13 protein-coding genes and 4 tRNA genes are annotated in these 14801 nt (G+C 31.2%); all 17 read left to right on the top strand.

Annotation, left to right across the window (positions count from 1 at the left end; all coding sequences use genetic code 11):
• Positions 1-77 (top strand) — tRNA-Asp (locus tag ABCP60_RS13340).
• A 15-nt stretch (positions 78-92) separates the two neighbouring features.
• A tRNA-Asn gene (locus ABCP60_RS13335) sits at positions 93-168 on the top strand.
• Between the two features lie 8 nt (positions 169-176).
• Positions 177-251 (top strand) — tRNA-Gly (locus ABCP60_RS13330).
• Positions 252-263: 12 nt separating this feature from the next.
• A tRNA-Arg gene (locus ABCP60_RS13325) sits at positions 264-340 on the top strand.
• A gap of 151 nt (positions 341-491) precedes the next feature.
• A complete protein-coding gene (gene cdaA, locus ABCP60_RS13320; RefSeq protein ID WP_092921874.1) occupies positions 492-1334 on the top strand; it encodes a diadenylate cyclase CdaA in 843 nt (280 codons plus the stop codon).
• On the top strand, positions 1331-2506 hold the full coding sequence (locus ABCP60_RS13315; RefSeq protein WP_343101864.1) for a CdaR family protein: 1176 nt from the start codon (positions 1331-1333) through the stop codon (positions 2504-2506). Before cdaA ends, ABCP60_RS13315 begins: the two co-directional genes overlap by 4 nt.
• A 411-nt stretch (positions 2507-2917) precedes the next feature.
• Positions 2918-3820: a phosphate butyryltransferase gene (ptb, locus tag ABCP60_RS13310; protein ID WP_092921878.1), complete on the top strand. Its 903-nt coding sequence runs from the start codon at positions 2918-2920 to the stop codon at positions 3818-3820.
• Between the two features lie 21 nt (positions 3821-3841).
• On the top strand, positions 3842-4936 hold the full coding sequence (gene buk / locus ABCP60_RS13305) for a butyrate kinase (RefSeq protein ID WP_092921880.1): 1095 nt from the start codon (positions 3842-3844) through the stop codon (positions 4934-4936).
• Positions 4937-4985: 49 nt separating this feature from the next.
• The gene (locus tag ABCP60_RS13300) at positions 4986-5663 is read left to right on the top strand and encodes an ATP-binding protein (RefSeq protein WP_176579626.1); all 678 of its coding nucleotides are present in this window, start codon (positions 4986-4988) and stop codon (positions 5661-5663) included.
• A gap of 47 nt (positions 5664-5710) precedes the next feature.
• Positions 5711-5926 carry a 4Fe-4S binding protein gene (locus ABCP60_RS13295; RefSeq protein ID WP_092921884.1) on the top strand — a complete coding sequence of 72 codons (216 nt, stop codon included), beginning with the start codon at positions 5711-5713 and terminating at the stop codon, positions 5924-5926.
• Between the two features lie 24 nt (positions 5927-5950).
• The gene (locus tag ABCP60_RS13290; RefSeq protein ID WP_195581979.1) at positions 5951-7027 is read left to right on the top strand and encodes a 3-methyl-2-oxobutanoate dehydrogenase subunit VorB; all 1077 of its coding nucleotides are present in this window, start codon (positions 5951-5953) and stop codon (positions 7025-7027) included.
• Positions 7027-7782, top strand: coding sequence for a thiamine pyrophosphate-dependent enzyme (locus ABCP60_RS13285; RefSeq protein WP_092921888.1), 756 nt, complete (start codon positions 7027-7029; stop codon positions 7780-7782). The genes ABCP60_RS13290 and ABCP60_RS13285 overlap by 1 nt, the downstream gene beginning before the upstream one ends.
• A gap of 1 nt (position 7783) precedes the next feature.
• Positions 7784-8326, top strand: a complete 543-nt coding sequence (locus tag ABCP60_RS13280; protein WP_195929253.1) for a 2-oxoacid:acceptor oxidoreductase family protein — start codon at positions 7784-7786, stop codon at positions 8324-8326.
• Positions 8327-8490: 164 nt separating this feature from the next.
• Complete coding sequence (gene glmM, locus ABCP60_RS13275) at positions 8491-9837, top strand: phosphoglucosamine mutase (protein ID WP_271894426.1); 1347 nt, start codon at positions 8491-8493, stop codon at positions 9835-9837.
• A 310-nt stretch (positions 9838-10147) separates the two neighbouring features.
• On the top strand, positions 10148-11977 hold the full coding sequence (gene glmS, locus ABCP60_RS13270; RefSeq protein WP_092921894.1) for a glutamine--fructose-6-phosphate transaminase (isomerizing): 1830 nt from the start codon (positions 10148-10150) through the stop codon (positions 11975-11977).
• 421 nt (positions 11978-12398) lie between these two features.
• Positions 12399-13949: a nitrite/sulfite reductase gene (locus ABCP60_RS13265; RefSeq protein WP_343101863.1), complete on the top strand. Its 1551-nt coding sequence runs from the start codon at positions 12399-12401 to the stop codon at positions 13947-13949.
• Between the two features lie 114 nt (positions 13950-14063).
• Complete coding sequence (locus ABCP60_RS13260; protein ID WP_240275474.1) at positions 14064-14801, top strand: YwmB family TATA-box binding protein; 738 nt, start codon at positions 14064-14066, stop codon at positions 14799-14801.

The following is a 14801-nucleotide window of genomic DNA, read 5'->3' as shown; positions in this document are numbered from 1 at the left end:
GGCCTGGTAGTTCAGCTGGTTAGAATGCCAGCCTGTCACGCTGGAGGTCGAGGGTTCGAGTCCCTTCCAGGTCGCCACTTAATTAAATACGCGGGAATATGGCTCAGTTGGTAGAGCAATTGACTGTTAATCAATGGGTCACAGGTTCGAGTCCTGTTATTCCCGCCATTGAATCTGCGGGAATAGTTCAGCGGTAGAGCGCAACCTTGCCAAGGTTGAAGTCGCGAGTTCGAATCTCGTTTCCCGCTCCATTTTAATTACATGGGTGCATAGCTCAGCTGGATAGAGCAACGCCCTTCTAAGGCGTGTGTCCGGGGTTCGAATCCCTGTGCGCTCACCAATATAAAGTTTCACTATAGTGAAACTTTTTTTTATGTTTATTTTTAAATTATAAAAAATGATAGGAGCTAAATAGTTTGTATATACTTATATTAATATAGTATAATACTTAATATAGTAATGAAGAAGCTGTCAAACAGGAGGACAAAACTGTGTTGGATATAAATTCTTTTTTCAGTGGTTTTTTGGATATTATCAATAAAGTAACTGTAAATGATATTATAGATATATCCATAGTGGCATATATATTTTATAAAATATTTATGTTTATAAAGGATACAAGAGCAGAGCAAGTTTTAAAAGGAATAATATTTTTATTAGTAGCGACTCAGTTGAGCGAGACTTTTAAATTGCATACACTTCACTGGCTATTAGTAAATGCTCTTGAGATTGGTTTTTTAGCTGCGATAATAATATTCCAGCCAGAACTTAGGGCAGGACTTGAACATATAGGTAGGACGAGATTTAAATTCTTTCTAAAAGGAAGTCCTAATACATCTGAAGAAACATTTAATAAAATGATAGAAGAGATTGTCGAGGCTTTATATTCACTATCAAGACAAAAAATAGGAGCTCTTATTATAATGGAAAGAGAAACTAAGATAGGTGATATAATAAATACGGGAACTATAATAGATGCAGAGGTATCAAGACAATTACTAATTAATATATTTATTCCAAATACACCATTACATGATGGAGCAGTTGTCATTAGAGATTCAAAGGTAAAAGCTGCTGCATGTTTCCTTCCTTTAACAGAGAGTAAAGACTTAAGTAAGGATCTAGGAACACGACATAGAGCAGCAGTCGGAGTAAGTGAAGTTTCTGACTGTATATCCCTTATAGTATCAGAAGAAACAGGGGATGTATCAATTGCAAAAGCGGGAAAAATATATAGAAATATACCAAAAGAAAGAATGGAAAGTATACTTAAGAAAAATTTAAAGCCTAAAGTTGATGAAAAAAGCTTTTTAAAAGGTGGGATATTTAAATGATGAATAAATTAAAGCATAATACAAAAATAAAATTAATATCCCTGCTTAGCGCAATAACATTATGGCTATATGTAATGGCAATAGTGGATCCGACGGATACTAAGCTATTTGAGAATGTCCCTATAGTTATAAGTAATATGAATGAATTAAAAGAAAAAGGTTTTGTAATTTATCCAGATGGAGAATTGACTATTGATGTTTCTATTTCCGGCAAATTATCTAAGATACAAAAGGTAAAAAAAGAAGATATACACGTTTATGGTACTATAGAAAATCCTATGGAAGGAAAAAATCAAGTATACTTAAGGGTACCGACTTTGCCAGGAATGACTCATGAGCTAAAGAGTAATGTTATAGCAGTTAATTTAGATAAAATAGTACAAGAAAATAAAAATATAGAAGTTAAATTAGAAGGAAATTCTAAAGGTAATATAGATAAAGTAAGTATAGATGGAGATAAAAAGAGCATAGAAGTATTAGGTCCAAGGACTTTAGTGAATGAGGTAACTAAAGTGATTGGAGTATTAGATGTAGGCTCAAGAACACAAGATTTTTCAAGTGAAATTAATTTAACACCAGTAGATAAAAATGGAAATAAAGTTAAAGGCGTAAAGTTATATCAATCAACATTAAAAGTATCAGCAACGTTATTAAAAGAAAAAACTGTTCCAATAAGGGTTAAATTAAAAGAAAATACATCAGATAATGAAAAAGTACCGAGTTATGAGCTTAGTAAAAGCAATATCGTCATAAAAGGGAGTAAAGATTTAATCGATGGTATAGAATATATAGAAACTAAAGAGGTTAATTTAGATGATATAACATCTGGATTTCCTAAGGATGTAGAGTTAAATATTCCAAAAGGTATATCATCAGATACAAAATATATTACTATAAAGCTTAATGGCGATAAATCATTACAGAAGGAATTTACTTATAGCAAAGATGAAATAGAATTAAGAAATTCAGATGGTAAGAATACATCAGATATCGATATTCCAGAATCTGTAAAGGTTACTGTTGATTATCCTAGCACAATAGAAAACTTAGAAAAATCAGATATAAAACTATACATAGATTTATCTAAGCCAAATGAAAATCAAAAATATAAGATAGAATATGATTCTAGTTATAAATTTAATAAAATAGTTATAGATCCAAGTGAGATATAATAATATAAAGACATAAGAAAATATAGTATTTTTCTTATGTCTTTTTTAATTAATATGAAATAATATGGCTCTTAGATTTACTAAAATAGTTTACTAACATATCAGCAAATAAAAAAATAATTAAAAATCTGTCAATTATAAAGGATTATAACTATTAAAGGTATAATTATACATAATGATATATATTGAAGATTTTTTAAAAGGATAATTGACATTATATAAAAGTGAAATAATTCTGAAAATTTAAAAATTATAAATATAGTGGGAAAACGTTGTTAGAATATATATAATATAGGTATGAGACAAATTAGTAATTAGCTTAAAAATTAACAGAATTAAGGGGATAGAGATGTTTATTAAAAGCTAAACGTACCAATCTATATTTATTGCATACAAAATGGGGTGGATTAGATGAAAAACTTTACAGAAGTAATAAAATTCGCTAAGGAAAGAGGTCCTAAAATTATCTCTGTAGCATGTTGCCAAGATAAAGAAGTATTAATGGCAGTAGAAATGGCGAGAAAAGAAGGGATAGCAAAGGCTACATTAGTAGGGGATATAGAAAAAACGAGAGAAATAGCAAATGATGTAGGTATAGACCTTAATAACTATGAACTAAAAGATATAAAAGATTTATCAGAAGCGTCATTAAAAGCAGTAGAATTAGTATCTCAAGGAAAAGCTGATATGGTAATGAAAGGCTTAGTAGATACATCTATAATTCTAAAGGCTGTATTAAATAAAGAGGTTGGTTTAAGAACAGGGAATGTACTAAGCCATGTAGCTGTATTTGATGTAGAAGGTTATGATAGATTATTCTTTATAACTGATGCAGCTATGAACTTATCACCAGATGTAAATATCAAAAAACAAATCATAGAAAATTCATGCACGGTAGCTCATGCACTCGATATCAACACACCAAAAGTAGCAGCATTATGTGCTAAAGAAAAAGTAAATCCTAAAATGCAAGATACAATAGATGCCAAAGAATTAGAAGAAATGTGTGAAAAAGGCGAAATAAAAGGATGCATAGTAGGAGGTCCATTTGCATTAGACAATGCTGTATCAATAGAAGCCGCAAATCATAAGGGAATAAATCATCCAGTAGCAGGTAAAGCAGATATATTATTAGCTCCAGATATAGAAGCTGGAAATATATTATATAAATCATTAGTATTTTTCTCAAAATCTAAAAATGCAGGTGTGATAGTAGGGGCTAAAGCGCCTATTATATTAACATCAAGAGCAGACAATGAAGAAACTAAACTAAATTCTATAGCATTAGGGGTATTAATGGCAGCTAAAGCCTAGTTTATTAAGGGGGTAACACAATTGAATAAGGTATTCAAAATATTAACTATAAATCCTGGTTCAACATCAACGAAGATTGCAGTATTTGATAATGAGGATTTAGTCTTTGAAAAAACTTTAAGACATTCTTCTGAAGAAATAGGCAAGTATGAGAAGATTTCAGATCAGTTTGAGTTTAGAAAAACAGTGATTGAAGATGCATTAACAGAAGGTGGAATAAAAACATCTGATTTAGATGCAGTAGTAGGTAGAGGTGGACTTCTTAAGCCTATAGAAGGTGGAACTTATATTGTTAATGAAGCTATGATTGATGACTTAAAGGTTGGTGTATTAGGGGAACATGCATCAAATCTAGGCGGAATTATAGCAAAAGAAATAGGAGATACAGTAAATGTACCATCTTACATAGTTGATCCAGTAGTTGTAGATGAAATGGATGATGTAGCTAGAATATCAGGGAGTGAAGATATAGATAGAAAGAGTATATTCCATGCTTTAAACCAAAAGGCTACTGCTAGAAGAGCAGCTAAAGAATTAGAAAAAGAGTATTTTGACTGTAACTTTATAGTAGCACATATGGGTGGAGGAATATCTGTTGGAGCACATGAAAAAGGTAAAGTAATAGATGTTGCCAATGCTTTAGATGGAGAAGGGCCATTTTCACCAGAGAGAAGTGGTGGATTACCGGTCGGAGACTTAGTGAAGATGTGCTTTAGTGGAAAATACACTCAAGATGAAATAAAGAAAAAGATAAAAGGAAATGGTGGTCTAGTAGGATACTTAAATACTAATGATGGTAGAGAAGTTGAATCTAGAATAGAAGCTGGTGATGAAAAAGCTAAATTAGTATATGAAGCTATGGCTTACCAAGTAAGTAAAGAAATAGGTTCTTGTGCATCAGTATTAAAAGGTAATGTAGATGCAATCCTTTTAACTGGTGGAATAGCTTACTCTAAGATGTTTACAGGAATGATTAAAGAGAGAGTTAATTTTATATCTGATGTAAAAGTTTACCCAGGTGAAGATGAAATGATAGCATTAGCTCAAGGTGGACTTAGAGTATTAAATAAAGAAGAAGAACCAAAAAATTATGGATATGAAGTTCAATATAGTTAATGATATAAATTTAATATAAATACAAAATTGACTTAATAGGTGGTAACTAATGATAATAGATGATAAGAGGATAAGAATTATAATAGGACACTATGGTAGTGGTAAAAGTGAGTTTGCTATGAACTATGTTACCAAATTAAGAAATGAGGTAGAAGGTAAAGTTGCCTTATCAGATTTAGATGTAGTAAATGTTTATTTTAGAACAAGGGAAAAAAAGGATTTGTTAAATTCTTTAGATATCCTTCCTATATATAGTTCAATAGACGCACCAACTTTAGATTTACCAGCTATATCTCCTCAAATAATGTCACCAATAACAGATAGTTCTTATAGTTATGTTATGGATGTAGGAGGGGACAACGTAGGAGCTAGAGTGGTAGGTAGATTCCACGAATTAATAGAAAAAGCTGACTACGATATGTTTTGCGTAGTAAACGCTAATAGAGAATATACTCAGTCAGTAGAAGATGTAATAGGTCATATAAGAGCAATTGAGAAATCTTCTGGTCTTAAGGTTACTGGGCTAGTAAACAATACACATTTAGTAAGGTCAACTACAATTGATGATGTTTTAAAAGGTCAAAAATTAGTTGAGCAAGTGTCTAGACAGTATGATATACCAGTTAAATATATAGTATGTTTAGAAGAATTAGTTCCACAACTTCCAGAAGGTTTAGAGGGAGAAATTTTCCCTATCAAGCTTTATATGAGAGAAGCTTGGATGTAGTTTATTAGTAAAATAATTATAAATTTTTCTAAGGGGGACAAAGGAATATGGCTAAGGGAACTGTAACTTTCAATCAAGACCTTTGTAAAGGATGTGCATTATGTGTAGCTGCATGTCCAAAGCAAATAGTAGTAATTGATAATAACAAAATCAACAAAAAGGGATACAATCCAGCTACAGTAGTAGAAATGGATAAATGTATAGGTTGTTCAAACTGTGCGACTATGTGTCCAGATGCAGTTATAACAGTTGAGAGAGACTAATTAAAATATAAGGGGGATTTGTAAATGGCTAAGATACTTATGAAGGGTAACGAAGCATTTGGGAAAGCAGCTATAGAAGCTGGATGTAAATATTTCTTCGGTTATCCAATAACACCACAAAATGAGTTACCAGAATATATGTCTAAAGAACTACCTAATGTTGGAGGAGTATTTGTTCAAGCTGAATCAGAAGTTTCTGCTATAAACATGATATATGGTGGAGCAGGAGCAGGAGCTAGAGTTATGACTTCTTCATCTTCACCAGGAATAGCTTTAAAACAAGAAGGTATAACTTATGCAGCAGGTGCTGAATTACCATGTGTTGTAGTTAACGTAATGAGAGGTGGTCCAGGACTTGGAGGAATACAACCTTCTCAATCTGACTACTTTATGTCTACAAGAGGTGGAGGAAATGGAGATTATAGAACTCCAGTTTATGCTCCAGCTACAGTTCAAGAAGCTGTTGATATGATAATGGAAGCTTTCAATGTTGCTGATTACTATAGAACTCCAGTTATGGTAGTTGCAGATGGTATGATAGGACAAATGATGGAGCCAGTAGAATTTAAAGCTCCTAAAACTAGAGAATTAAAACCTAAAGATTGGGCTACAGTAGGAACTAAAGGAGAAAGAAAGCCTAATGTAATAAATTCTTTATACTTACAACCAGATGAATTAGAAAAACACTGTATAAAGTTAGAAGCTAAGTACAGAGAAATAGAAAAAAATGAAGTTGATTATGAAATGTATAAGACTGAAGATGCTGAATTAGTATTTGTAGCTTACGGTACTACAGCAAGAATAGTTAAAAACTCTATAGATATGTTAAGAGAAGAAGGAATTAAAGCTGGTTTAATAAGACCTAAGACTTTATGGCCATTCCCATTTGAAGCATTCAATCAAATACCAGAAGCTAAAAACTTATTAACTGTTGAAATGAGTATGGGACAAATGGTAGAGGATGTAAGATTAGCTGTTGAAGGAAGATTACCTGTACACTTCTACGGAAGAGCAGGAGGAATGATACCTGATCCAGAAAGTATAGCTAATAAAGCAAAAGAAGTAATGGAAAGTGAATTAGCTGTAGGAGGTGCTAGATAATGTCAGTTGTATTTAAGAAAACTAAGGGATTAACAGATGCTCAAACACACTACTGCCCAGGATGTACTCATGGTATAATCCATAGATTAGTAGGAGAAGTATTAGAAGAGTTAGATGTATTAGGAGACACTATAGGTGTAGCTCCAGTTGGATGTTCAGTTTTAGCATACAACTATTTTAATTGTGATATGCAAGAAGCATCTCATGGTAGAGCTCCAGCAGCAGCTACTGGAATAAAGAGAGTTCATCCAGATAAGACAGTATTTACATACCAAGGAGATGGAGACTTAGCATCTATAGGTACAGCTGAAATAGTTCATGCAGCAGCTAGAGGTGAAAAATTCACTACAATATTCGTAAATAATGCTATATATGGAATGACTGGTGGGCAAATGGCTCCAACTACATTAGTTGGACAAAAGGCTACAACAGCTCCATATGGTAGACAAATAGATAAGCAAGGATTCCCAATAAGAATGAGTGAAATGCTAGCTACATTACCAGGTGCAGTGTTTGTAGAAAGAGTTTCTGTAGATACTCCTGCTAATGTTAGAAAAGCTAAAAAAGCTATAAAGAAAGCATTTGAAGTACAACAAGCAGGACTTGGATTTGGTATAGTAGAAGTTCTATCTACATGTCCAACTAACTGGGGATTAAATCCAAATGATGCATTACAATGGTTAAGAGATAATATGATGCCATACTATCCAATAGGCAATATAAAAGATGTTGAAATCGCTGAGGAGGTGAAGTAATATGTCTACAGCTAGAGTAATATGTGCAGGATTTGGTGGTCAAGGGGTAATGTCTATGGGACAATTACTTACATATGCAGGCATGCTAGAAGGTAAAGAAGTTTCTTGGTTACCATCTTATGGACCAGAAATGCGTGGAGGTACAGCTAACTGTTCAGTAACTGTATCTAGTAAGCCAGTTGGTTCTCCAGTTATAGCAGGAGATGCAACTTGTGCAATAGTAATGAACTTACCATCACTTGATAAGTTTGAAAGTGAAGTTAAGCCAGGTGGGAAAATATTAGTTAACAGTTCTCTTATAGAAAGAAAAGTAGAAAGAGATGATGTTGATGTTTATTATATACCAGCTAATGATATAGCTTTAGAGTTAGGAAATCCTAGAGTTGCTAACATGGTAATGTTAGGGGCTTATTTAAAAACTGAACCAACAGTAGAGGTAGACTCAGTTTTAGAAGCATTCAAGAAAGTATTTGGACCAAGTAAAGAAAAATTCGTTCCATTAAATAAGGAAGCTTTACAAAAAGGATCGAGTTCTATAAAATAATATAAAAAGTTACAAAAAAGGGGACAATAGAAAGAATTCTATTGTCCTTTTTTTATATATGTATTAAAATGTCTTTATGGAATAAACTTGGAACTAAGAACACTTAAATGTGTATAATAATATATTATAATTGACGAGCTTTTCTTCACGAAAGGAGATTTTTTATGAGAAAGTATTTTGGAACAGACGGAGTAAGAGGTGTAGCAAATACAGAGCTTACTTGTGATTTAGCATACAGATTAGGTAGAGCTGGAGGATATGTACTAGCTCAAGGAAAAGAAAAAGTTAAAGTAGTAGTTGGAAAAGACACAAGAGTATCAGGAGATATGTTAGAAGCATCTTTAATAGCAGGGCTTATGTCTGTTGGATGTGATGTAATGACAGTTGGGGTAGTTCCAACACCAGCAGTTGCATACCTAACTAGAAAATATGAAGCTGATTGTGGTGTTGTTATATCAGCATCTCACAATCCAGTTGAGTACAATGGTATAAAGTTCTTCAATAAAGATGGATATAAATTAGATGATTCTGTAGAATTAGAAATAGAAAATTATATAGACAATATAGAAAAGGTTGATTATCTTCCAGTAGGAGAAAATGTTGGAAGAAAGGTATATGTACATGATGCACAGAGAGACTATATAGACTACTTAAAATCTATAGTAAAAGTAGATTTTAAAGGATTAAAAGTTGTGTTAGACTGTGCTAATGGAGCATCTTATAATGTTGCACCAATAATATTTAAAGAATTAGGTGCAAGCGTTGTAACAATAAATAGTCAACCAAATGGAAATAATATAAATGATAAATGTGGTTCAACACATCCAGAGGGATTACAAAAAGCTGTTGTAGAGAATAATGCTGACTTAGGTCTTGCATATGATGGTGATGCAGATAGATTAATAGCTGTTGATGAAAATGGAAACATTGTAGATGGCGACCATATAATGATATTAAGTGCAATACACTTAAAGAATAAAGGTAAGTTAGCAAAGGATACATTAGTAGTTACAGTGATGAGTAATATAGGACTTACTATAGCAGCTAAGGAACATGGAATAAATCTAGCTACTACTGCTGTAGGAGATAGATATGTACTTGAAGAAATGAAAAACACTGGATATAACTTAGGTGGAGAGCAATCAGGGCACATGATATTCTTAGACTATAATACTACAGGAGATGGAGTATTAAGTTCATTAGTATTAGCCCAAATAGTATTAGAAGAAGGTAAGAAGTTATCAGAATTAGCAGCAGTGATGACTCAATATCCACAAGTGTTAGTTAATGCTAGAATAAAGAATGAAAATAAAAATAGATACATGGAATACCCAGAAATAAAGAGTGAAATAGAAAGAATAGAAAAATTACTAGATGGATGTGGAAGGGTATTAATAAGACCATCAGGAACAGAACCATTAGTAAGAGTTATGTTAGAGGGTAAAGAGGAAGGTCAAATAAAAGAATTAGCTACAAATTTAGCTAACCTTATACAAGAAAAACTATCGTAATTTAAAAAGTGAATGCTAAGGCCTAGTATTCCCCAAGCGTAAAAGTTAAAAGGGTGAATTGCTAAGATATTTCTTAGTATTCACTTTATAAAGCGCCAGAACTTAGCTATAAGAAATACTTTATAAAATTTCTAAGTTGACGAGGACAGAGTTTATCGAATTATCGGCGGATGCTCTGCGGTGAATTTACCATCGTAAAAGTTTCTTTAAAACAAGGGAGTAATTCTTTGGACAAAGGGAAAACTTAAGTAAATATGACCTAACTCTTAAAATATATAAAACAAAAAATATTTTTAGGAGGAATTTTAATATGTGTGGAATAGTTGGATATTTAGGACACAGACAAGCAACAGAAGTATTAGTAGAAGGACTTTCAAAATTAGAGTATAGAGGATATGACTCGGCTGGTGTTGCAGTAAACACTGGAAATGAATTAGAAATAAGAAAGTTCAAGGGAAGGTTAGCAATACTTGCTGAAGATTTAGAAAAAAATCCTATAGAAGGTGGATTAGGAATAGGACATACTAGATGGGCAACTCATGGAGAACCATCAGATGTAAACTCACATCCTCATTTCAATATGGATAAGACAATAGCAGTAGTTCACAATGGTATAATAGAAAACTACATGGAATTAAAGGAAGAATTACAAGCAGAAGGTGTAGTATTCTTATCTCAAACAGACACAGAAGTAGTAGCTCACTTAGTAGATAAATACTACGAAGGAAACCTATTAGATGCTGTTTATAAGGCAACTGAAAGATTAAGAGGAGCATATGCATTAGGTGTTATATGTAAAGATAATAACAGTGAATTAGTTGCAGTAAGAAAAGATAGCCCATTAGTAGTAGGTCTTGGTGAAGGTGAAAACTTTATAGCATCAGATATACCTGCAATACTAAAGTATACTAGAAATGTATACTTCTTAGAAAATGGAGAGTTTGTTCATATAGTTGGAGATAAATTAACAGTATTAAATGAAAATAGAGAAGAAGTTAAAAAAGAAGTTACAGAAATAACTTGGGATGTTGAAGCTGCATCTAAAGGTGGATATGAGCATTTCATGTTAAAAGAAATATACGAACAACCAAACGGAGTTAAAGAAACATTAATAAGAAGATTAAATGAAAATGGAGAAATCCAATTAGATGATATAAAAATGACTAAGGAAGACTTAGACAAAATAAATAAAGTTTATATAGTTGCATGTGGTACAGCATATCATGCAGGTCTTGTAGGAAAGTTTGCTATAGAAAAGTTTGCAAAGATACCAGTAATAACTGATATAGCATCTGAATTTAGATATAGAGATCCATTTGTTGACGAAAATACTTTATTAATATTAGTAAGTCAATCTGGAGAAACTGCTGATACTTTAGCATCATTAAGATATGCTAAAGAAAGAGGAGCTAGAATATTATCAGTAACTAACGTTGTTGGTTCTTCTATAGCTAGAGAATCAGATGATGTGTTCTATACATGGGCAGGTCCAGAAATATCTGTTGCATCAACTAAGGCATACACAACTCAATTAGTTTCATTCTACATGATAGCATTAGACTTTGCTATAAAGAAAGGAACTATAACAAAAGAGTTCTACAATGAAATGATAGAAAAATTAAAAGAAATGCCAGAAAAAGTTTCAAAAGCATTAGAACAAGAAACTTATATAAAAGAAGATGTAGCTAAAACATTAAGAGAAGCAAGTAGTGCTTTCTACTTAGGTAGAGGATTAGATTATAACTTAGCTATGGAAGGTGCATTAAAGATAAAAGAAATATCTTATATACATGCTGAAGCATTTGCTGCTGGAGAGTTAAAGCATGGTACAATAGCTTTAATAGAAAAAGGAACTCCAGTAATAGCTATAGCTACTCAAGAAGAACTATTTGAAAAAATGGTATCTAATATGGAAGAAGTTAGAGCTAGAGGAGCTTATGTTATAGCAATAGCTCAAGAAAAGAATAAAGAAGTTGAAAAAGCTGCTGATAAGGTAATATATATACCAAATGTGGATGATATATTATCAAGTATATTAACAGTTTTACCACTTCAATTATTATCTTACTACGTTGCAGTTGAAAGAGGTTGTGATGTAGATAAGCCAAGAAATCTAGCTAAATCAGTAACAGTTGAATAAATTTTAAATTAAAAGATATATAAAGGACTACCTTACTAATGTAGTCCTTTTTTACATATAAAGATTTTTTATTAAATATAGAACTATTAAAAATTCATATACAAGATATATTAATAAGTTTAAAATTTTTAAAAGGACACTTTAATTAACGGATGAAGTCGTTGTCTACATTAGGGAATCAAACTTTTTATTTTTTAGAATATATATTCTTTGTAGCTACATAATATTAATATTAGTATATAACAAAAGCATGTTCTTATATTAATTTGTTATGTATATATAATGATTCAATAGTTATAAAAATAACTATCAAATTATTATATAGTAACCATAAAAATATCGCATAGGTGCTAGGGTTTACAAAGTACTTACATAGATTTACAATTTAAATAAAACCTATTTTATAATGGAGGGAAACACATTGGAAGAGCTAAGAGATATATTATTAAATGAGATACCTGAATTTAGGGAAAAAGGTCATAAATTTGTAAATGGTGAAATTTCAGTAAATGAATTCAAACATGCATCAGGAGGAATGGGTGTATATGCTCATCGTGGTGGTAAAGAATTTATGATAAGACTTAGAACAGCAAGTGGTGTTCTTGATATAGAAAAGCTTAAATATATATATGATTGCGCTAAAAAATATAATCTAGATAAAGTACATTTAACTACTCGTCAAGCTATACAATTACATGGCTTAGGAATAGATGAAGTTTGTGACATAATGGAAGATGGATTAAAGCATGGTATATATACAAGAGGTGGAGGAGGAAACTTCCCTAGAAATGTTGCCTTATCACCATTATCAGGAGTAGAAATAGGGGAAGCATTTGATGTTACAGAATATGCTTTAAAAGTAAATGAATATTTAATGAAAGACATATATAAATATAAGTTACCTAGAAAATTAAAAGTATCTTTCTCAAATAGTAGCGAAGATACAGCTAACTGTACTGTACAAGATTTAGGTTTCTTAGCAGTAAAAGAAAATGGAGAAGAATTTTTCAAGCTTTATATAGCAGGTGGAATTGGTAAGAATCCTGCAAAAGCAGTTGAATATGATGAGTTAGTTCCAAAGAGTGATGTTTTATACCATGTACAAGCTATGATAGAGTTATTTATAGCTGAGGGTAACTATGAAAATAGAAATAAAGCTCGTACAAGATATATTGTAGCTAGTATGGGTGAAGAAGAGTTCTTAAAATGTTATAAAAAACATCTAAAAGAAGTAAAAGAAAGAGAAAATTTAGATTTAAATATAGAAAATAAAACTTGTAAAAAGCAAGGATCAAAAATAGATTTACAAGATATAAGACTAATACCTCAAAAACAAGAGGGATTATATAGTGTATATCTTCATCCAATTGGAGGACAGCTAAAACTAACTGACTTAGAAGCATTAATAAATGCCTTAGAGTCAATTAAAGATTTAGAAATAAGACTTTCTATGAGCGAAGGTGTTTATTTTAGAAATCTTAATGTAGAGGAAGCTAAAAATATATTAGAGTTAACAAAAACTATGGGTGGAAATACTCCAATAGAACAAACTTCATGTTGTATAGGTGTCCCTACTTGTCAGATAGGTATAGGAGAGAGTCAAGGTTTATTACATAGTATATTAGACTACTTCAAAAAGAAAAACTATACAACAAATAAATTACCAAGAATTCATATATCAGGATGTACAAGTTCTTGTGGAACTCATCAAATAGGTATAATTGGATTTGGAGGTAAAAAGAAAAAAATAGATGGAGAGTTAAAAGAAGCATTTACTTTATATGTAGGTGGTGTGGCTAAAAAAGATAACGTAAAACTTGGGGAAGTTTATGGAGATATAGCTAGTGATAAAATACCAGAGTTTTTATATAATTTAGGATTATTATTAGATGAAAAAAATATTAATTTTGAAGAATATTTAGGATCTAATGTTGAGGAATTCAAGGAATTTGCAAATAAATATATAGCATAATAATAAAATAAAGCACTAAGATGATTAAAGTCATCTTAGTGCTTTATTTTTGTATATGATATCCAAAAATGTTAATAATTTAAGTATAATATATAAATTAATGGGGGCTTTTACATGAAACTAATTAAAATGATATGTATATTTTTAATATTAATGATGATGGGTATACTAATATCTTTTGCGGATACAAAATCAAAAAATGAATATAATGAATTAATACGAACATTTATAAACACAGAGGCTAAGTTCAATTTTTATAACATAAAAGCAAATGGTTCTATAAATTACAACATATCAAAAGAAGAAATGGTTGATATGTGCACAGAAATACTTAATAATTTAGGACTAGAAGAAAGTGATTTAGCATGGGAAGAAATATGGAATAAAGATGAGAAACAGATTCATTTAAGCGGTAAAATAGAAGATGAAAGCATTTCCATAATTTTCATAAAGAAAAATGACGAAGAGGCTCACATAATGGTTGACATATTACAGAATAAAGTATATAAAAATATAGTGGGCGTTTATACAGTTCTTGAGAATACATTAGAAAAATTTGCAATTAATGCAGATATAAATACATGTATATCTGGAGAATATTCAGAAAAGTTACATTTAAGCAAATGTGATGATATTTTAACGAAAATATTATATAATATGAATGCACAAGAAGTAGATAGAATACAAGAGGAAAATTTTATATCTGTTACAGCAGATAGTAAGATCTTACAAGGAAATGACTTAGAATATTTAGGAAATAATATTAATTTGAATATAGGGATGAGGTATAGCGAAGACGAAGATAAAACATTAATTTATATTGCTACACCTATTATAAAATTAGATTATTAA

It is taken from the genome of Romboutsia sp. MSSM.1001216sp_RTP31141st1_G3_RTP31141_220114, assembly GCF_039031195.1.
Lineage (GTDB): Bacteria > Bacillota > Clostridia > Peptostreptococcales > Peptostreptococcaceae > Romboutsia_C > Romboutsia_C hominis.
This window is presented reverse-complemented; position numbering and strand designations above follow the sequence as displayed.